The sequence below is a fragment of the Streptomyces hilarionis genome (assembly GCF_024539675.1).
In the GTDB taxonomy this organism is placed as follows: domain Bacteria; phylum Actinomycetota; class Actinomycetes; order Streptomycetales; family Streptomycetaceae; genus Streptomyces; species Streptomyces hilarionis.
In genome coordinates this window covers 14,561-33,275 of record NZ_JAHHIT010000107.1, presented here as the reverse complement: position 1 = coordinate 33,275, position 18,715 = coordinate 14,561, and the positions used below count along the sequence as shown (strand labels likewise).

The 18,715-nt window shown below is 73.0% G+C and carries 13 protein-coding genes and 1 pseudogene; 6 read left to right on the top strand and 8 right to left on the bottom strand.

All coding sequences use genetic code 11. The features are described 5' to 3' along the window. On the bottom strand, positions 1 to 1,581 hold a 1,581-nt coding region (locus tag KMS84_RS25080; protein WP_256918717.1), incomplete at its 3' end, for an MFS transporter. 177 nt (positions 1,582 to 1,758) lie between these two features. Then, the gene (locus tag KMS84_RS25075) at positions 1,759 to 4,527 is read right to left on the bottom strand and encodes a winged helix-turn-helix domain-containing protein (protein ID WP_498066951.1); all 2,769 of its coding nucleotides are present in this window, start codon (positions 4,525 to 4,527) and stop codon (positions 1,759 to 1,761) included. 220 nt (positions 4,528 to 4,747) lie between these two features. Between KMS84_RS25075 and KMS84_RS25070 the strand changes: the two genes are divergently transcribed. Then, entirely contained in the window at positions 4,748 to 5,566 is an 819-nt protein-coding gene (locus KMS84_RS25070; RefSeq protein WP_256918712.1) for a PhzF family phenazine biosynthesis protein, read from the top strand. Positions 5,567 to 5,636: 70 nt separating this feature from the next. On the opposite strand, the gene KMS84_RS25065 is transcribed toward KMS84_RS25070, so the two are convergent. After that, positions 5,637 to 6,443 carry a CPBP family intramembrane glutamic endopeptidase gene (locus KMS84_RS25065; RefSeq protein ID WP_256918711.1) on the bottom strand — a complete coding sequence of 269 codons (807 nt, stop codon included), beginning with the start codon at positions 6,441 to 6,443 and terminating at the stop codon, positions 5,637 to 5,639. Between the two features lie 377 nt (positions 6,444 to 6,820). After that, positions 6,821 to 8,338, bottom strand: a complete 1,518-nt coding sequence (locus KMS84_RS25060) for a glutamate-cysteine ligase family protein (protein WP_256918710.1) — start codon at positions 8,336 to 8,338, stop codon at positions 6,821 to 6,823. A 566-nt stretch (positions 8,339 to 8,904) separates the two neighbouring features. Between KMS84_RS25060 and KMS84_RS25055 the strand changes: the two genes are divergently transcribed. The 3 genes from KMS84_RS25055 to KMS84_RS25045 all read left to right on the top strand — a co-directional run bounded on the left by KMS84_RS25055 (position 8,905) and on the right by KMS84_RS25045 (position 11,395). Next, entirely contained in the window at positions 8,905 to 9,495 is a 591-nt protein-coding gene (locus tag KMS84_RS25055) for a hypothetical protein (RefSeq protein ID WP_256918709.1), read from the top strand. Positions 9,496 to 9,929: 434 nt separating this feature from the next. Next, positions 9,930 to 10,118, top strand: coding sequence for a DUF5999 family protein (locus tag KMS84_RS25050; RefSeq protein WP_057580598.1), 189 nt, complete (start codon positions 9,930 to 9,932; stop codon positions 10,116 to 10,118). A 236-nt stretch (positions 10,119 to 10,354) separates the two neighbouring features. Beyond that, entirely contained in the window at positions 10,355 to 11,395 is a 1,041-nt protein-coding gene (locus tag KMS84_RS25045; protein ID WP_256918707.1) for a LacI family DNA-binding transcriptional regulator, read from the top strand. On the opposite strand, the gene KMS84_RS25040 is transcribed toward KMS84_RS25045, so the two are convergent. The 4 genes from KMS84_RS25040 to KMS84_RS25025 form a co-directional block, all read right to left on the bottom strand. Continuing rightward, on the bottom strand, positions 11,388 to 12,461 hold the full coding sequence (locus KMS84_RS25040; protein WP_256918706.1) for an endo-1,4-beta-xylanase: 1,074 nt from the start codon (positions 12,459 to 12,461) through the stop codon (positions 11,388 to 11,390). The two genes, KMS84_RS25045 and KMS84_RS25040, sit on opposite strands and share 8 nt — an antisense overlap. Positions 12,462 to 12,514: 53 nt before the next feature. Further along, on the bottom strand, positions 12,515 to 13,279 hold the full coding sequence (locus KMS84_RS25035) for a carbohydrate ABC transporter permease (RefSeq protein ID WP_256918716.1): 765 nt from the start codon (positions 13,277 to 13,279) through the stop codon (positions 12,515 to 12,517). A 134-nt stretch (positions 13,280 to 13,413) separates the two neighbouring features. Then, entirely contained in the window at positions 13,414 to 14,412 is a 999-nt protein-coding gene (locus KMS84_RS25030) for a carbohydrate ABC transporter permease (RefSeq protein WP_256918705.1), read from the bottom strand. Between the two features lie 6 nt (positions 14,413 to 14,418). Further along, positions 14,419 to 15,714: an extracellular solute-binding protein gene (locus KMS84_RS25025; protein ID WP_256918704.1), complete on the bottom strand. Its 1,296-nt coding sequence runs from the start codon at positions 15,712 to 15,714 to the stop codon at positions 14,419 to 14,421. A 417-nt stretch (positions 15,715 to 16,131) separates the two neighbouring features. Here KMS84_RS25025 and KMS84_RS25020 point away from each other — a divergent pair. Both KMS84_RS25020 and KMS84_RS25015 read left to right on the top strand, forming a co-directional pair. Beyond that, positions 16,132 to 18,092, top strand: a pseudogene (locus KMS84_RS25020) (APC family permease). A 158-nt stretch (positions 18,093 to 18,250) separates the two neighbouring features. Next, positions 18,251 to 18,673 carry a TOBE domain-containing protein gene (locus tag KMS84_RS25015; protein ID WP_256918703.1) on the top strand — a complete coding sequence of 141 codons (423 nt, stop codon included), beginning with the start codon at positions 18,251 to 18,253 and terminating at the stop codon, positions 18,671 to 18,673. Positions 18,674 to 18,715: the final 42 nt, after the last annotated feature.

Here is an 18,715-nt window from a genome sequence, read left to right as displayed (position 1 = left end):
GGACGTGGACGGGGAGGGGGGCGGTCCGGTCGGCGCGTCGGTCCCGGACCGGGCCGACGCGCTCTTCGGGCTGGGCAGCCCCCTCGTGACCAGGAAACTGGCGAGGGTGATCCCGCCGGCGGCCAGGATCGCCGCTTTCAGACCGTCGAGCTGCGCCGAGGCGTAGGAGTCCACCAGGGCATCCACCTCGGCCGGCGGCAGCCCGGCGTCCTCGGCCGCCGAGCGCACCTGCGACGTGGGGACGAAGCTGATGCCGGCCTCCAGGGCGACGCCGGTCTGCCGCTGCGCCTCCTCCGAGAGGGCCGGATGGTCCTCCACCTTGGTGGTGAACGCCTGGGCCAGTGCGCCGACCAGCAGCGATCCGATCAGCGCGGTGCCCAGTGCGGAACCGAGGTTCTGCGCCGTGAACTGCAGCCCGCCGACCTCACTGCGCTCCTCCTCGCCCACGCTGGACTGGACGACGTTGCCCAGCTGGGAGGCGAGCAGCCCCATGCCCACGCCGAGCAGCGCCATCGCCCCGGCGAACTGGGCGTCGTCGATGACCGGATCGATCGTGGCCAGCAGCCACACCACGGCCCCCGCCAGGGTCGCCAGCGCGATCCTGACCACCCGGCGCGGTCCCGCCACGCGCCCCAGCCGGGCGGCGAGCATGGAGGACGCCAGCATGGTGATCGACACGGGGAGCAGGCGCAGACCGGTCTCGAAGGCGTCGAAGCCCTGCACCACCTGGAGGTACAGCGGGATGGCGAAGAACAGTCCCAGCAGGATGAGGTTCTGGCTCAGCAGGCATGTCAGGCCGGAGCGCAGCGCCGGTGTGCGCAGCAGCGTCAGATGCACCAGCGGGTCGGCGCCCCGGGCTTCGCGGCGTCGCTCCCAGTGCGCGAAGAGGGCGAGGACGGCCGCCCCCGCGCCGACGACGAACAGCGTGGGCGCGAAGCCGAGGACGGTGAAGGGCGCGTTGCGCGGCTGCACCCAGCCCCAGGTGCCGCTCTGGAGCACCCCGAGCACGCAGAGGGCGAGCCCGGCCGCCGACAGCGCCGCGCCGACGCCGTCGAGGCGGGGGCGCGGGTCGGCGCGCGGGGAGTCCGGGATCACGCGCCGGAAGCAGAGCATGACGAGCACGACCACGACCTCGCCGACGAAGACCAGCCGCCAGCTGAGGTACGTCGTCACCCATCCGCCCAGGAGCGGTCCGACGGCGATGCCCGCACCGGCGAGACCGCCGATGACCCCGTAGGCGACGGCCCGGTCGCGTCCCCGGTAGGACTCGGCGACCAGCGCCGCCATGGCCGGCAGGACCATCGCGGCCCCCAGCCCCTCGATGACCGACCAGCCCAGGGCGAGGACCCACAGGGTGGGGGCGGCGGCGGTCAGGGCCGACCCCGTCGCGTAGACGACGAGGCCGAGGAGGAAGAGCCGGCGGCGGCCGAAGAGGTCGCCCAGCCGCCCTCCGGTGATCATGAAGGCCGCCATCACCAGGGCGTACAGGGTGATGACGGCCTGGATGGCGGTCACCTCGGTGTCGAAGTCCTCGACCAGCTGACTGATCGAGACGTTCATGACCGAGGTGTCCAGGACCATCAGGAACTGGGCGGTGCCCAGCACCGTCAGAGCGCGCCAGCGGTTCGGGGTGTTCACCCCTCCATGGCACCCGGGAACCGGCGTCGCCGCCTCACCCGCTACGGGCGAGCCCGACGGCGCGGCCGTGTCCTCGGGCCGGCGCCGCGGGCCGGGCTCGGTCCGACGCCCCGCGGGCGTTCACAGCAGCCCCAGTTCGCGGGCGCGGCGCACCGCCTCGTTGCGGCGGCCGGCCGAGAGCTTCCGGTAGGCGCTCTTGAGGTGGGTCTTGACGGTGTTCACGGAGAGATACAGGTCGGCGGCGATCTCCTGCGTCGACATGGTGAGGGCCAGTCGGCGCAGCACGTCGAGCTCCCGCCCGGTCAGCTCCTCGAGGAGCGGGGGCGGGGGCCCGTCGGACGGCCCGGCGTCGTGGCGGTGCTGCGCGTCCGCCGCGCCCGCGCGCAGGGTGGCGGCGCCCAGGTAGGGGCGGACCCACGGTCCGGCTTCGGTGAAGGGGCGCCGCAGACCGTCGCGCCGGGCCTCGCGCAGTGCCAGGCAGACCAGTTCGCGCGCCGCGGCCCGGTCGCCCGCCTCGTCGGCCGCCTGGGCCCGCACCAGCAGGGCCCGGACCGTCACGGCGGGCCCACCGCGGTCCTCGGGGCGCATCCGGTCGAGCAGCTCGATCGCGGCCGGCGGACGGCCGGCGGCGAGCTCGGCCCGGGCGGACGCCACCGTGCACGCGGGGACCTCGTCGGGCAGCGCCCGCAGCACCTCGACGGCCGTCTCGGGCCTGCCGCCGGCGAGATGCGCGGCGGAGACGACGAGCGCCGTCTGCCCCTGGGCCCAGGGCGAGGCCACGGCGGCCGGCACGGTCCGCCCGGCGGTCGCGAGCGCGGCCCCGATGTCGCCGCGGGCCAGCTGCAACCGGGCGGTGGCGATGGCCCGGCCCGCCTCCATGACGGGGTCCAGCAGCGCCGGGTGCGGTTGCGCCGCCTCGCGCAGGAGGGCCTGGGCCCGGTCCAGGTCGTCGCGTTCGACGGCGACGGCGGCCAGCACCAGCTGTCCCATGCCGGAGCCGGACGGCTGGGGCAGGCCGTAGCGTTCCGTCTCGGTCAGCGCGGCGCGCGCCGTGCGTTCCGCCCCGGCGAGCCGGCCGTCCAGGTAGTCGATCAGGGCCAGCCGGCCCAGGGAGTCCTCGCGCGCGAGCGCCGTCGAGGCCCCGGCGACGGCCCCCGCCGCCCCCGTCAGGGCGGTGTGCGCGTCCTCGAACCGTCCGGCCCACAGGCGCGCGGAGCCCAGGTGGGCGAGCAGGAGGGCGAGGAGCTCGGGGTGCCGGTCCAGCAGGTGGGCGGGGACCTCGCCGCGCAGCGACTCGGCGGCCGTCGCGGCCAGCTCCGCCCGGGCCGGCGCGCCGGTCAGCCGGGCCGCCAGCGCCTCCAGCAGCGCCCAGGTCAGCCGGGCCTGGGCCCGCCCGGGCTCCTCGCCGGGGGGACCCCACCCGGTGGCGGGGTCCGGCGGGCCCGGCGGGAACTCCCCCGGGACCATGGCCGTGCCCTCCGTACCCGTCGCGCCCGCCGTCCGGCCCGGCCCGCCGATGAGGCCCCGCTCCGCGCGGCGCAGATGGCCGAGGCCCCGCTCGACCTCGTGCCGGGACAGCTCCCGGGCGGCTCGGACCAGCTCCGCGGCGGGGCCCGCGGCCTCCGGTCCCATCCGGGAGAACAGCTCGCACAGCTCGTCCGAGCGCAGGCCGGCGAAGAGCCAGCCGATGGCGAGGTCGTCGACCAGCGCGTCCGCGGTGAACTGCCAGTCGCCGGCGGCCGCGCCGTGCCCCAGTGTCTCCGTGAGCGAGCCCGAGCCCCGCAGCCAGCGGGCGGCCCGCCGGTGGAGTTCGGTCTCCAGCCCGGGCGCGCGCACCCGCAGATGGGCCCGGAGGATCTCGGCGAACAGCGGGTGCAGGCGGTACCAGTCGTGCTCCAGGTGCTCGACGAAGGCGTTCGCGCGGCACAGGCCGGCCAGGATGGGTGCGGCGTCGGTGCGGCCGGTGAGCGCGTTGACCAGGTCGGGACGGAACCGGTCGAGGACGCTGACCCGCAGCAGCAGGTCCTGGGTCGCGTCGGGCTGCCGTCTGAGCACCTCCGCCAGCAGGAAGTCGGCGACCGAGGTGCGTTCGGCCTCGAACTCCTTGAGGTAGGTCTGCGGATCCGGGCTCTCGCGCGCGGCGAGCGCGCACAGTCGCAGGCCCGCGGCCCAGCCCCGGGTGCGTTCCACGAGCCCGCGCGTGGCGGGTTCCGGGAGCCGCAGCCCGTGCAGTTCCAGGAGTGCGGCCGCCTCCTCGCAGGTGAAGGCGAGTTCCGCACCCCGGATCTCCGTCAGGGCCCCGGCCGCGCGGTAGCGGTGCAGCGGCAGCAGCGGCTCGGTGCGGGTGACGAGGACGAGGCGCAGGCCGTCGCCGGCGTGGTGCAGCACGAACTCCAGCTGTTCGGCGATCTCCGGGTCCGTCACCCGGTCGTACTCGTCGAGGACGACGACGACCGGCCGGTCCAGGGCGCTGAGTTCGGCGGCCAGCCGTGCGAGCAGCGTCGGCGGCGTCCGGCCCGCGTCGGACGGGCAGCCGATCCCGGCGGGCAGCGGCACGCCGGCCACGCGCAGGGCCTCGAGCAGGTACGCCCAGAACACGCCCGGCTTGTGCCCCGCGGCGTCGGTGGTGAGCCAGGCGACGGGCGTCTCGCGGGCCGCGGCCCAGTCGGCCGTCAGCAGCGTCTTGCCCGCCCCCGCCGGGCCGTTGACCATGGTCAGCGGTGTGCGCAGCGCCCGGTCGAGATGGCCGACCAGCCGCTCGCGCCGCAGGAAGGCCACCGGCCGGCCCGGCACGACGAACCGCGTGCGCAGAAACGGATCCCCCTGGGGATCCGCGTCCGGCGCCGGCCGCTCGGCGTCACTCTCCTCGGACTCGCTCACTGCGCTCACCGCCCCTGGTCCTGAGGTCATGGGTAGCGCTGCGCTCCTCCCCCAATATCCCAGCCTTCGACCGGCGGCGCGCTGCGAGCGGGCGACGGCGCGGGAGGAGCCCCGACCGGCCGGCCCCGGCGGGAGGGCGGGCCGAGCGAGGCGGGCGTCGGAGGAACCGGGCCAGGACTCGTGGATTGGCCTTGGCCGGCGATCGCGCCGACCCCCTAGCGTCGGCGGCATGCGGATTCACATCGTCGACGCCTTCACCGACCGCCCGTTCGCCGGCAACCCGGCCGGGGTCCTGCTCCTCGAGGCGGACGCCTTCCCGGACGACGGCATGCTCCAGAACGTGGCCCTGGAGGTCAACCACGCCGAGACGGCGTTCGCCCACCGGCTTCCCGCGGGCGGCGACGCGGACTGGGCGTTGCGCTGGTTCACGCCGGTCGCCGAGGTCGCCCTGTGCGGGCACGCCACGCTCGCCGCGGCCCACGTCCTGCGCACTACGGGCGCGCATGAGGGGCCGGTGCGCTTCGCCACCCGCAGCGGCGTCCTGGTCGCGACGCCCGCCGAGGACGGTTCGATCACCCTGGACTTCCCGACCGCCCGGCTGACGCGGGCCGAGATCCCCGCCGGGGTCGCCGACGCCCTGGGCGCCGAGCCGCTGGCCTGCTTCGACACCGGCCCGCAGGTCGGCGACCTGCTGATCGAGGTGGCCGACGAGAAGACCGTCCACGCGCTGCGGCCCCGCCACCGGGACCTGGCCGCCTACTCCAGCCGAGGCGTCATCGCCACCGCACGCGCCGAGGACCCCGGCCTCGGATACGACTTCGTCTCCCGGTGCTTCTTCCCGAACGTCGGCATCGACGAGGACCCGGTGACCGGCAGCGCCCACACCGCGCTGGCCCCCTTCTGGTCCGAGCGGCTCGGCCGCGCCGACCTCACGGGCATGCAGGCCTCCCCCCGCTCCGGCCGCGTCCGCACCGGGCTGCGCGGCGAGCGCACGCTGTTGACCGGCCGCGCGGTCACCGTGATCGAGGGGGAACTGCTGGCCTGGTAGACGCTTCCCGGGAGGGGGAGGAGGGCGGGCTCTCGTCGGGCGCCTCACAGCGGCCGCTCACACCGGCCGTTCACGCCGTCGGGAGCCAGCCCACCTTCCCCGCGAGCAGCGCGTATCCCACGAAGGCGCCGATGTCGAGCAGGGAGTGCGCCACCACCAGGGGACCCACCCGGCCCCAGCGCCGGTAGAGCAGCACGAAGACGACGCCCATCACCATGTTGCCGATGAAGCCGCCGATGCCCTGGTAGAGGTGGTAGGAGCCGCGCAGCACGGCGCTGGCCACGAGCGCGGTGCCCGGCGTCCAGCCCAGCCGGTCGAGCCGGCGCAGCAGATAGCCGACGACGATGACCTCTTCGAGGATCGCGTTCTGCAACGCGGACATGATCAGCACGGGGAACTTCCACCAGACGTCCGGGAGGGCCTCGGGCACCACCGTGAGGTTGAAGCCGAGGCCGCGCGCCGCCAGGTAGAAGGCGATGCCGGTGCTGCCGATCACCGCCGCGATCGCCGCCCCGCGGCCGAGGTCCGGCCAGGGCCGGGTGCGGTCGAAGCCCAGCGTCCGCAGCCCGCGCCCGCCGGGCTCGCGCAGCAGGAAGTGCGCGACGAGGGCGACGGGGACGAGCGCGGAGGCGATCCCGAAGAGCTGCCAGGCCAGATCGAGCCAGGGCCGGCCCGGTGCGGCGGAGGCGTTGAGCGTCGCCGCCTGGTCCTTCAGGCCTCCTGGCTTGGTGACGGATCCGACGAAGCTGATCAGCGCGGACACACCGCTCGCACCGAGCGAGAGCGCCAGGACGAGCAGCGTCTCGTCCCGGAGCGTCCGTCGCGAGAGCTCGTCCCGCGGAAGGGAATCGGCCACCTGTCCCGCCTCCACCTGCACACCTGCCTCCAGTCGCGTGGACGCACCGCATCCCCGCCCCTGCCTCGCCAGGGTCTCGGAAGACGGGGCTGGAGACGCGTGTGACAGGCCGCCGGGGGGACGGGCGCCCGAACGAGGCCGCCTTCCTTCACCGGCCGCACGCGGGTAGCCGCCGCGGTCGCCGAACGGAAGGACGGCACCGTCATGGGACGTCACAGCTTGCCCGATGCTCGCCCGGCCGATGGCATCGACCCCCGCGGTCGGCGGCAGCCGCCCTCGCTCCGCCCGGTCCGCGGCCTCGCCGCCCGCTTCGGCCCGCCCCGCACCGGCCGCCCGTCACGACCGCGTTCGGCGCGCCGCAGCCGGGCGGGCCCGCGCCGCACGGAGGCGCTCCGGGCTCAGCCCAGGGCGGCCGGCTCCGGCGTGCCCACGGGCCAGGTGTGCACGGGCTCGCCGAGGTGCATCAGCTCCGCGTAGCGCCGCGTGGTGGCGGCCAGCGCCGCGTCGCGCGACAGCCCCGCCTCCAGCGCCCGGTGGAACGTCGCCACCTGCCAGGTCGCGCCGTTGACCCGGCGTCGGCAGCGCTCGTCGATGACTCCCAGGTACAGATCGCGGTCGGCGGGCTCCACGCCCCACGCGTCCAGCCCCGCCTCCGCCAGCGGCAGCAGCTCGTCGCGGACGAGGCTCACCGCGTCGACCTCGACCAGGCCGCCGAGCCGCCCGCGCCGGGGCCACTGGAGCCGCGCGTCGATCCCGTCGCGGCAGGCCGCCTCGAAGTTGGCGGCGGCCGTCTCGAAGGGGAGCCGGGACCACACCGGCCGGGACTCCTCGGCCAGCGACCGCACGAGGCCGTAGTAGAAGGCCGCGTTGGCGATCACGTCCGTCACGGTCGGCCCGGCGGGCAGGACCCGGTTCTCCACCCGCAGGTGCGGGACGCCGTCGGCGATGCCGTAGACGGGCCGGTTCCAGCGGTACACCGTGCCGTTGTGCAGCACGAGTTCGGCGAGCGAGGGCACCCCGCCGGCGTCCAGGACCTCCAGCGGCTCCTCGTCGTCGCAGATCGGCAGCAGCGGCGGGAAGTAGCGCAGGTTCTCCTCGAACAGCTCGTGGGCCGAGCTGATCCACCGCTCGCCGAACCAGGTCCGCGGCCGCACGCCCTGCGCCTGGAGCTCCGGCGGCCGGGTGTCGGTGGCCTGCTGGAACAGCGGGGGACGCGACTCCCGCCACAGCTCGTGGCCGAACAGGAAGGGCGAGTTGGCGCCGACGGCGATCTGCGCGGCCGTCACCGCCTGCGCCGCGTTCCACACCGCGGGGAAGCGGGCCGGCGTGACCTGGAGGTGCAGCTGCACGGAGGTGCAGGCCGCCTCGGGCACGATCGACTTCGACGTGCACGACAGCCGCTCGACCCCGTCGATCTCCAGGGCGAAGTCCTCGCCGCGCGCGGCCACGATCTGGTCGTTGAGGAGGGTGTAGCGGTCGACGTCGGAAAGGTTGGAGGACACCAGGTCGTCCCGGTCGAGCGTCGGCAGAATACCGATCATCACGATTCCGGCGTCGACCTCGCCCGCCTTTCGATGGGCATATGCCAGCGACGTGCTGATTTCCTCCGCGAGCCTGTCGAATACCCGGCCGCCCAATCGGTGGGGGGCTATGTTGACTTCCAGGTTGAACATGGCGAGTTCTGTTTGGAAATCCCGGCTCGCGATCCTCTCCAGCACCTCGCCATTCAACATTTTCGGCTGGCCGTCGGCGCCCGCGAGATTCAGTTCGATCTCGAGTCCCATGAGATTCTTGGGGCGGTCGAAGCGCTTCTGGGCCAGCAGTCGCTCGAGCCCCGTCAGACACCGTCGGAGCTTGTCCCGGTAGTGCTGACGATCGGACAGGTCGAATGCGCCTGCCACGACCTTCTCGCCCATCGAAGCGTCCCTCCTCGTACGGCGGCCGGCCGTCCCGGCCACCGGGTGTCCCCGACAGGAAGGATGATGCCCAGCCCGGCGGATCGATAACGTCCCCGACGGGCCACGGAGCCCGCTACGCTGACCGAAAGCCGTCCGCGGGCGTTCCCTTGGCACATTCACGGGGCATGCGGCACGGGGCCCTTTCGCGAATCAAGGTCTCGTGAAAAACGCCGACGAGAATGGGCCGTCCGCTACGCGCGCATAACCCGAGGTCACCACGGCGCACCCCCCGGTGAACCGGGACGATTCCCACGAATCGCCGACCGAATGAACCCTTGCCCGGTAACCGCGGATCGACTAGATGAAACACAGTCTGAACACATGTCGTATAAACTCCGCGAACAAGGCAGAGAAGGTTGGCGCCCACGGTCGAAGGAGCCTGTCGTCGAGGTGACGGCAGGCCGCTCGCGCACCCGAGCCCCCAGGCCCGGCCCCCGCCTCTCCGACCCCCCGAGAGCTAGCTGACAGCGCCGTCCGCCCCCGCCCTCGCGCCACCGTGCCTGTCGAATGAGAGGCGACCCACCATGCCTTTGCATGTCCCCCCGGCTCCCGCGCCCGCCCTGCGCACCGTCCTCACGGCACTCGGTTCCCCCACCGCGGTCCGCGAGGCGCATACGCCCGCCCTGCGCACCGCCCAGCAGGAGGCCGTCCCGGACCATCCGCTGCCGCTGCACGTCCTGGACTCGATCAGCGCGGAGGGCGTGGCGCAGACCCGGCTGGCCGGCTGGCGCTTCCTGATCCGCTGCGCCGACCGCGCCGTGGCCGCGGCCGAGACCCGGCTCACCCCGGACGGCTGGGCGTTCTCCCACTTCTTCGAGGGCCCCTACATCGCCTCCACCGAACGCGCCCTGCGCCAGGCCGAGTCGGCGGCCCAGCCCTTCCAGGCGCGGCTGCTCTCGGTGCCCGGGCTGTACATGCTGACGCTGTGGCTGCACGGCGACTGCGCCTCGGACGGCACCACGGGACACCCCGACCCGGCCGACCTGCTGGTGCCGCTCGCCCCCGCGCCGCCCGGCATCGCGGCCCACCGCCCGCACCGGGTCGCCGAACTCCTGCCGGTGCTGACCCTCCGTGTGACCCCGGCGCCGCCCCCGCTCCTCGGCTCACCCGCCTGACCCGGCCCGCGGGCGCGCCCGCCGGGCGCGTCACGCGCCGCGCCCCCGTCCCGTACCCCGTCGCCGCGGCCCCGGCGTCGGGGTACGGCCGCGTCCGGCGGCCCGCGCCCGGAGAGGCCGCCGCAAGCGCGCCGAGAACGCCCCGGGAGAGCGCCCGAGGCCGGACGGGTGGGGAGGACTAGCCCTATCCGGCCACCGGGAACCACCCGAAGTGACAGTGCGGTTGAGATGAACCGCCCGCGCGGGTGACGCGTCATGAACCTGTGAGAAGCGGTGCCGCGAAATCCCTGCGGAACGACCTCCGTGGGGCAACACTGGGTTCCGACGACTTATCACAACGGGGGGCGGCCATGAACGAGGCTTCAAGCCGCGGGACAGACACGACCGACACGACAGCCACCTCACTCATCACGCCAGAGCGGAAGTTCCCATCCATGTGCCAGCACCAGCCACCGTGCCCGACAGCGACCTCAGCCGACAGGGAGTCCGCCCGTCTCGTGGCGCACCACCCGGAACAGGGCTGGAGCCTGCTGTGCAACGGCGTCCTGCTCTTCGAGGACACCGGTGAGCTCCTGCCGGACGGCCGCGTCATCGCCCCCCACCGGGTCGTGACCGCCGCCTAGTGCCTGTCCGGACGGCGCGGGACCGCCGTCCGGAGTCCTGTGGGGCCGGCCGCAGACGCTTCTGCGCACCGGCCCCGACGCGTGTCCGCAGGCGTTCACTCCCCGTAGTCCCCCGGCTGCGGGGCGGGAGCGACCGGGTTCCGCTCCCCGGGCGTCTTCCCACGGCGGCACACCTTCCGGAAGACTCCTGGAAGTTTCGGCGCGGCGACCGCGGCGCGGTGACGGAGGTGGGGGAAGTGACGACACAGGACAGGGCGCCCGCGGCCGGCGGCAGAGTCACGATCACGGAGATAGCCCGCCGGGCCGGCGTCTCCGTGCCGACCGTGTCCCGCGTGGTCAACGGCCGCTCCGACGTCTCCCCGCAGACCCGGGCCAGGGTCGAGGACCTGCTGCGCCTGCACGGCTACCGCAAGCGCCCCACCGCCGCCCCGGCCCGCGCCACGCTGCTCGACCTGGTCTTCAACGATCTCGACAGCCCCTGGGCGGTGGAGATCATCCGGGGCGTGGAGGAGGTCGCCCACGCGGCCGGCGCGGGCACGGTGGTCTCGGCGATCCACGGCCGCTCGGGCGACGCCCGCGAGTGGATGCGCAACCTGCGCTCGCGCGCCTCCGACGGCGTCGTCCTCGTCACCTCGGCGCTGGAACCCACCCTGCACGAGCAGTTGCGCATCCTGGGCGTCCCGCTGGTCGTCGTCGACCCCATGGGCTCCCCCGCCGACGACACCCCCACCGTCGGCGCGGCCAACTGGTCCGGCGGCCTCGCGGCCACCGAACACCTGCTGGCGCTGGGCCACCGCCGGATCGGCCTGATCGCGGGCCCGCCCAGGCTGCTGTGCTCCCGGGCCCGCTTCGACGGCTACCGCGCGGCCCTGGAGGCGGCCGGTCTCGGCGTCGACGAGAGCCTCGTCGTCCCCGGCGACTTCCGCCCCGAGTCGGGCTTCGCCGGCTGCACCGCCCTGCTCGACCTGCCGCAGCCCCCCACCGCCGTGTTCGCCGCGAGCGACCAGATGGCGCTCGGCGCGATCGAGGCGCTGCGCCGGCGGGGCCTGCGCGCCCCGGAGGACATGAGCGTCGTCGGCTTCGACGACCTGCCCGAAGTGCGGTGGTCCGCGCCGCCGTTGACCACCGTCCGCCAGCCCCTGGCCGACATGGGCAAGCTCGCCGCCCGCACGGTCCTCGGCCTGGCCCGCGGCGAGCGTCCCGACTCGCCGCGGGTGGAACTGGGCACGGAGCTGGTGGTGCGCTCGAGCACCGCGCCGCCGCGCGGGCCTAGCTGAGCGCCTCCCGGATCGCCCGGTAGGCCGGCTTGGGCGCCAGCTGCTCGTCCCAGGGCAGCGCGGCCCCCTCCTCGGGGAACACGGCGGGAATCCAGGAGTACTTGTCGGTGTAGTCCCAGACGGTGACGCCGACGCAGCGCCGCACGGTGACGCACGCCTTCGTCAGGTCCCGGTACCACTCGGCCTGCTGGGCGAGCTTCTCGTCCGTCGCGGGCATCAGCATCCGCACGTCGACCTCGGTGAGCGCGGTGTCCAGGCCGAGCCGGGCGAAGCGCCGGAGGTTGTCCGGCAGCGTCGTCGGATAGCCGTACTGCAGGGCGAGATGAGCCTGCATGCCGATGCCGTCGAGCGGGACGTGCCGGGCCTTCAGCTCCTTGGCCAGGGCGTGGTAGGCGTCGCTCTTGGGGCCGACGGCCTCGATGTTGTAGTCGTTCAGGTAGAGCTTCGCCTTCGGGTCGGCCTCGTGGGCCCAGCGCAGGGCGTCGGCGATGTACCCGGGGCCGAGGGTCTTGTAGAACACGGTCTCCCGGTAGGTGCCGTCCTCGTTGAACGCCTCGTTGACGACGTCCCAGGAGTAGACCTTGCCCCGGTAGTGGCGCACCTCGGTCTGGATGTGCTTCTTCAGGACGGCCCGCAGCTCGTCGGCCGTCCACTGCCGGCCGGTGAGCCAGTCGGGCAGCTGGCTGTGCCAGACGAGCGTGTGGGCGCGGACCTTCTGGCGGTGCCCCCGGGCGAGAGCGACGATCTCGTCGCCGGCCGTCCAGTCGAAGACGCCCTGCTGCGGCTCGGTGGCGTACCACTTCATCCCGTTGCCGGGCGTGATCATGTCGAACTCGCGGCCGAGGATCTTCGTGTAGGCCGCGTCGGTGAGTTCGGGGTTGTCCGTGGCGCTGCCGAAGTACCGGCCGTGGCGCTGGGCGAGTTCGGCGAGGGTGGCCGGCGGTTTCCCGTGGTCCGGCCGCTCGTGCGCCTGGGCGGCCGGACCGGCGACGGCCCCGGCGGCGACGAGGACGGCGGCGAGGGCTCCGGCGAGTCCGAGCCGGGCGCGGACGGCTGTGCTGGGCATGGTGCGACTCCTCACGTCGGGTGGGTGTGAGCCGTACGGTCCGCGGGCGCGCGTCATCCCTTGGTGGCGCCCGCGGCGAGGCCGCCGACGAGCTGGCGCTCGGCGACGGAGTAGAAGGCCAGGGCGGGGACCATGGCGAGGACGAGGTAGGCGAACACGCGGGCGTACTCGGCGGAGTACTGGCCCTGGAACTGCTGGACGCCGATCGGGACGGTCCACCAGGTGGGCTCGTTGAAGACCAGCAGCGGCAGCAGGAAGTTGTTCCAGCTGCCGACGACGGCGAGGACGGACACCGTGCCGAGGGCCGGCCTGGCCATGGGCAGCAGGATCCGCCAGAAGAAGCCGAGGGGCCCGCAGCCGTCCAGGGTGGCCGCCTCCTCCAGTTCGGCGGGGATCTCCCGGAAGAAGCCGCGCAGGATGACGATGGTGACCGGCAGCCCGAAGGCCGCCTGCGGCAGGATCACGCCCAGCGGGTTGTCCAGCAGACCCAGCGAGCGCAGCAGCAGGAACAGCGGCAGCGCGGCCACCGCGAAGGGGAACATGAGCCCCATCGTGAACAGGGTGAACAGCACCTCCCGGCCGCGGAAGGCGAACCGGGCGAAGGAGAACGCGGCGAGCGCGGACACCGCGACGACCACCACGGTCGTCCCGACCGCGATGAGGGTGCTGCTGCCGACCAGCCGCCAGAACGAGCCGGAGCCGAGGATGTCGGTGTAGTTGGAGGGGACCCACGGGTCGGGCAGCCCGATGGGGTTGCGGGAGAGCTGGTCGGTGGACTTGAAGCCGGACAGCACGGCGTAGACGAGCGGGACGGCCATCACGGCGCCGGCGATCCCGAGCACCAGGTGCAGCGGAAGGGTCCGCCCCCTGCGGCCGCCCGGGCGGGCCTCGCGGTCGCCGCGGCGTGGGCCCCGGTCGGTCCCGCGGGCGACGGGGCCGGTCTTGACGACGCTCACGAGCCGCCTCCTCGCATGGTCGTGGTGGCGCCCTGGAGGTCGCGGCGCAGCACGAACCGCTGGTAGGCGAGGGCGAAGACGAGACAGATGCCGAACATCGCCACGCTGATGGCGCTGGCGTATCCGACCTGGTAGCGCTTGAAGCCGTACTGGAACATGGTCACGGCCATGGTCTCGGAGTGGTGGTCGGGCCCGCCCGCGGTGATGACCCACACCAGGTCGAAGAGCTGGATCGCGCCGATGACGGACAGGAACACGCTGATGCGCAGGGTCGGCGCGAGCAGCGGCAGGGTGACGTTGCGGAAGCGCTGCCAGGGGCCGGCTCCGTCGATCAGGGCCGCCTCGGTCAGCTCGGCGGGGATGGACTGGAGTCCGGCCAGGTAGAGCATCATGTGGAAGCCGAAGTACTTCCACGTCATGACCAGGAAGAGGGTCGCCATGACCGTGGAGGGGTCGGCGAACCACTGTCCGCCCACCCCGTCGAGACCGACGGCCCCGAGCACGTGGTCGGCGAGACCGTCGTCCGGCGCGAAGATCATGCTGAACAGCACGCCCGTGATCGCCTCGGAGAGGATGTACGGCGCGAAGAACAGCATCCGGTACAGGGCCCGGCCGCGGATACGCTGGTTGAGCGCGACGGCCAGGGCGAGCGCGAACGGCAGTTGCAGGACGAGCGAGAGGCCCACCAGCAGCAGACAGCGCCACAGGTCGCCCAGGAACACCGGGTCCTGGAAGAGACGGGTGAAGTTGTCGCCGCCGACGAAGTCCTCGGGCATGCCGAAGCCGCCCCAGCGGAAGAACGCGGCGTACAGCGCGAACATCATCGGCAGCAGCACGAGCGTGCCGAACAGCACCAGCGCGGGGACCTGGAAGGCGACGGCGGTCAGCCAGTGCAGCGCCCGCCGCCGCGCCCGTCCCCGGCCCGCGCCGGGGACGGCAGGCGCGGGTGCGAGGTCCGGACGGCTGCGCTTGTCCGGGAGGAAGGTGGAGGTCATCGCGGGCTACTGCTCTTCCTTCGCGACCTTGGTGATCGACTGGGCGACCTGCTGAGGCGACTTCGAGCCGGATATCAGGGCGGCGACGCTGTCGTTGACCTCCTGGCCGAGGGCGGGCGCGTACGCCTGGTCCAGGTAGAGCTGGAAGCCGGTGGCGCCCTTCAACTGCGCCTGGACGGCCTTGATGTTGGGGTCGGTGAGCGCGCTCTCCGCGGCCGGGACGACGGGCAGCGTGCCGGTCTTCTTGACCAGGGTCGTGTCCGTGGCGGCGGAGGCGAAGAACTTCAGGAAGTCGACGGCCGCCTGGGGGGCGCCCTTGCGCAGCGCGTGGCCGCCGCCTCCGCCGAACACCTCGGTGATGACGCCCTTGCCGCCGTCGACCGCCGGGAACGGGAAGAACCCGAGGTTCGCGCCGAGCCCCTTGCCCGCGTCGGCCTCCACGACCGGCGCCCACTGGCCCATGAGTTCCATCGCCGCCTTGCCGTTGCCGACGGCGGCGGCCTGGCCGGTGGGGCTGGAGTAGGCGGCGCCGAGGTAGCCCTTCTGGAACGGTTGCAGGTCGACGAGGTCCTGCAGATGCTGTCCGGCCTGGACGAACCCGTCGCCCGTGAAGTCCTTGTCCTCGCCCGCCTTGCGCAGGGCGTCGACGCCCGCGGTGCGCATCGCGAGGTACGCCCAGTAGTACATGCCCGGCCACTTCTCCTTGCCGGCCAGGGCGAGCGGGGTGATCCCGGCGGCCTTCAGCTTGCGCACGGCGTCGAGGAAGCCGCTCCAGGTGGTCGGGGGTCCGGCGACGCCGGCCTGCTTGAAAAGGGCCTTGTTGTACCAGAAGCCGATCATGCCGATGTCGAAGGGGACGCCGTAGGCCTTGTCGTCGATGAGGTAGGGCTGGCGGGCCACCGACAGCAGTGCGTCGCCCCAGCCCTTGGTCCGGTCGGTGAGGTCCTCGACGAGCCCGGCGTCGACCTGCTGCCGCAGAACGCCGCCGCCCCAGGTGTGAAAGATGTCGGGAAGCTTCCCGGAGGCGGTGAGCGCCGTCATCTTCGACTTGTAGGCGTCGTTCTCCAGCTGGACGATCTTCACCTTGACCTTGGGGTTCTGCGCCTCGAACTGCTTGGCCAGCGCCGCCCAGACGTCCTTCGTCGGCTGGGTGGTGGAGATGTTCCACCACTCGATCGTGGTCGTCCCCGACGACCCGCCGTCCGAGTCGTCGCCGCCGCAGGCGCTCAGCGCCGTCATGCCGAGACCGGCCGCGGCGGAGGCCGCCAGAAAGCCGCGGCGGGAGAGTGCCGGGTCGCCCATCGTGCGCTCCTTGAGAGATCGAAAGTTTCGAACCAGATCCAGAAAGCTTCGCTGCTGCCGCACCCTAGAGACACCCTCCGACGCGAGGCAACCCCTTGAACGCAGGCAATCCAGAGGCCCGTTCGGAGAAGCACCCCACCTGGGGCCCTTGATCACCTCGAAACATTCGGGTTCTTCAGCGAACTTTACGAAGCGGGACGGCCCCCACGGCGCTGTCGGCCGTATCTCCTGCCCCGCGCGAGGTGACGCTCAGTGTCGTGACCACCGCTCCCGACCGGTCCGCGACCGGTCTTAACGCAAGCTTGACGCCCTCCCGACCCCCATCCGCAGGCCCGGGCGTCACTCTCCGCTTACGCTGATGCCGCCGTCCGCGTGATGGCCGAAACCACACGCCGGACCGCATCCCTGGAGCACGCGATGGCCACCACCGCCGAACACCCCCCGCCCGGCCGCCTGCGCGCCTGGATGCTGGAGGGCCTGTCCGACATGGGCAAGGGGCACGCCCCCAGGAGCCGGCCGCCGGCTCGCAGCCGCCCCCGGCTCCCCCGGGACAGCGCTGGTACCGGGTCATGTGCCTGACGGGCGTCGACTACTTCTCGACCCTCGGGTACCAGCCGGGCATCGCCGCCCTCGCGGCCGGGCTGCTCTCCCCCGTGGCCACCGTGGTGCTCGTGGTGGTCACTTTGGCGGGCGCACTGCCCGTCTACCGTCGGGTCGCCGAGGAGAGCCCGCACGGCGAAGGCTCCATCGCGATGCTGGAACGCCTGCTGTCCTTCTGGAAGGGCAAGCTGTTCGTCCTCACCCTGCTCGGCTTCGCCGCCACCGACTTCCTGATCACCATCACCCTGTCCGCGGCCGACGCCTCGACCCACCTCGTCGAGAACCCGCATCTGACGGCCGCGCTGCACGACCGGCAGCTGGTGATCACGCTCGTCCTGGTGGCGCTGCTCGGCGCGGTGTTCCTCAAGGGCTTCCTGGAGGCCGTCGGCGTCGCCGTCGCCCTGGTGGCGGCCTACCTGGCCCTGAACGCCGTCGTCGTCGGCGTCGGCCTGTGGCACGTCCTCACCGAGGGCCACGTGGTCACCGACTGGGCCGACGCCCTCACCGCCGAGCACGGCAACGTCTTCGCGATGGTCGGCGTCTCCCTGCTGGTCTTCCCCAAACTCGCCCTCGGCCTGTCCGGCTTCGAGACCGGCGTCGCGGTCATGCCCCACGTCCAGGGCGACCCCGAGGACACGGCGGAGCGCCCTGCGGGCCGCATCCGGGACACCAAGAAGCTGCTGACGACCGCCGCCCTGATCATGAGCGTCTTCCTGATCGCCACCAGCTTCATCACCACGGTGCTCATCCCGGAGAAGGAGTTCGAGTCCGGGGGCCGGGCCAACGGACGCGCCCTCGCCTACCTGGCCCACGAGTACCTCGGAAACGCCTTCGGCACGGTGTACGACGCCTCGACGATCGCCATCCTCTGGTTCGCCGGCGCCTCCGCGATGGCCGGACTGCTCAACCTGATGCCCCGCTACCTCCCGCGCTACGGCATGGCCCCGCACTGGGCACGGGCCGTGCGCCCCATGGTCGTCGTCTTCACCCTGATCGCCTTCCTGGTCACCTGGATCTTCGATGCCGACGTCGACGCCCAGGGCGGCGCCTACGCCACCGGCGTCCTGGTCCTGATGTCCTCGGCCGCCATCGCGGTGACCATCGCCGCCCGCCGGGCCGGGCAGCGGGGCTGGACGGGCGGCTTCGCCGTCGTCTCGGCGGTCCTGCTCTACGTGACCGTCGTCAACGTCATCGAGCGCCCCGACGGCGTGAAGATCGGCGCCTGCTTCATCGCCGGCATCATCCTCGTCTCGCTGCTCTCCCGGCTGGCCCGCGCCTTCGAGCTGCGCGTGACCGGTGTGACGCTGGACGACATGGCGCAACGTTTCATCCGGGACATGGCCAGCCGAAAGATACGGTTCATCGCCAACGAGCCCGACCGGCGCGACCGGGCCGAGTACCGCGACAAGATCGAGCAGATCCGGGCCGACAACGACATCCCCGGCGAGGACTTCGTCTTCGTCGAGGTCACCGTCGGGGACCCGTCCGAGTTCGAGGCGGGACTGACCGTGCGCGGAGAGGTCCTGCACGGCCGCTACCGCGTCCTGACCCTGGAGTCCTCCTCCATCTCCAACGCCCTGGCGGCGCTGCTGCTGCACACCCGGGACGCCACCGGCCGCATCCCGCACATCTACTTCGAGTGGACCGAGGGCAACCCGTTCGCCAACTTCCTGCGCTTCTTCCTCTTCGGCCAGGGCGAGGTCGCCCCGGTCACCCGCGAGGTCCTGCGCGCCGCCGAACCCGACCGCGCCCGCCGCCCCCGCGTCCACACGGGCTGACGCCGGGACGGGCGCCCGAGAACATCGACGAACGGACAAGTCGACGACGCACCGCCGGCACCCCCGTCGGCACCGCGATCACCGCCGCTCCGCGATCCACGACGGCACAGAACCTTGCATACCAGACATAAGCCGCCGGGAGCTCTACCGTGACGCTCATGACGACCCTGAGCATCCGCAACCAGCTCGCCGGCACCGTGACCGCCGTCCAGACCGGCGGGGTCATGGCCACCGTGAGGATCCGCCTCGACGGGGGCCAGGACCTCATGGCGGCCATCACCCTGGAGGCCGCGCACCAGCTCGGCCTCGCCCCGGGCACCGCCGTGCACGCCCTGGTGAAGTCGACCGAGGTGGCCCTGGCCGCCGGACAGGTCGCGGGACTGTCGATCCGCAACCGGCTCCCCGGCACGATCACCGGCCTCGCGATCGGCGAGATCATGGCCTCGGTGAAGATCAGCATGGACGGCTGCCAACTCACCGCCGTGATCACCAAGGAGGCGGCGACCGATCTGGGCCTGTTCGTCGGCTCCGACGTCGTGGCGCTGATCAAGGCGACCGAGGTGGCCGTGGCGACGGTGTAGGAAACACGGTGCTCCCCGCCCGGCCGGGCACAGGCGCACGCC

What these genes read in the sequence shown, in the direction of transcription:
- KMS84_RS25030 (WP_256918705.1), bottom strand. Translation starts at nt 14,412, where the DNA reads ATGACCTCCACCTTCCTCCCGGACAAGCGCAGCCGTCCGGACCTCGCA.
- KMS84_RS25060 (WP_256918710.1), bottom strand. Translation starts at nt 8,338, where the DNA reads ATGGGCGAGAAGGTCGTGGCAGGCGCATTCGACCTGTCCGATCGTCAG.
- KMS84_RS25015 (WP_256918703.1), top strand. Translation starts at nt 18,251, where the DNA reads ATGACGACCCTGAGCATCCGCAACCAGCTCGCCGGCACCGTGACCGCC.
- KMS84_RS25050 (WP_057580598.1), top strand. Translation starts at nt 9,930, where the DNA reads ATGTGCCAGCACCAGCCACCGTGCCCGACAGCGACCTCAGCCGACAGG.
- KMS84_RS25070 (WP_256918712.1), top strand. Translation starts at nt 4,748, where the DNA reads ATGCGGATTCACATCGTCGACGCCTTCACCGACCGCCCGTTCGCCGGC.
- KMS84_RS25035 (WP_256918716.1), bottom strand. Translation starts at nt 13,279, where the DNA reads ATGGCCGTCCCGCTCGTCTACGCCGTGCTGTCCGGCTTCAAGTCCACC.
- KMS84_RS25040 (WP_256918706.1), bottom strand. Translation starts at nt 12,461, where the DNA reads ATGCCCAGCACAGCCGTCCGCGCCCGGCTCGGACTCGCCGGAGCCCTC.
- KMS84_RS25055 (WP_256918709.1), top strand. Translation starts at nt 8,905, where the DNA reads ATGCCTTTGCATGTCCCCCCGGCTCCCGCGCCCGCCCTGCGCACCGTC.
- KMS84_RS25025 (WP_256918704.1), bottom strand. Translation starts at nt 15,714, where the DNA reads ATGGGCGACCCGGCACTCTCCCGCCGCGGCTTTCTGGCGGCCTCCGCC.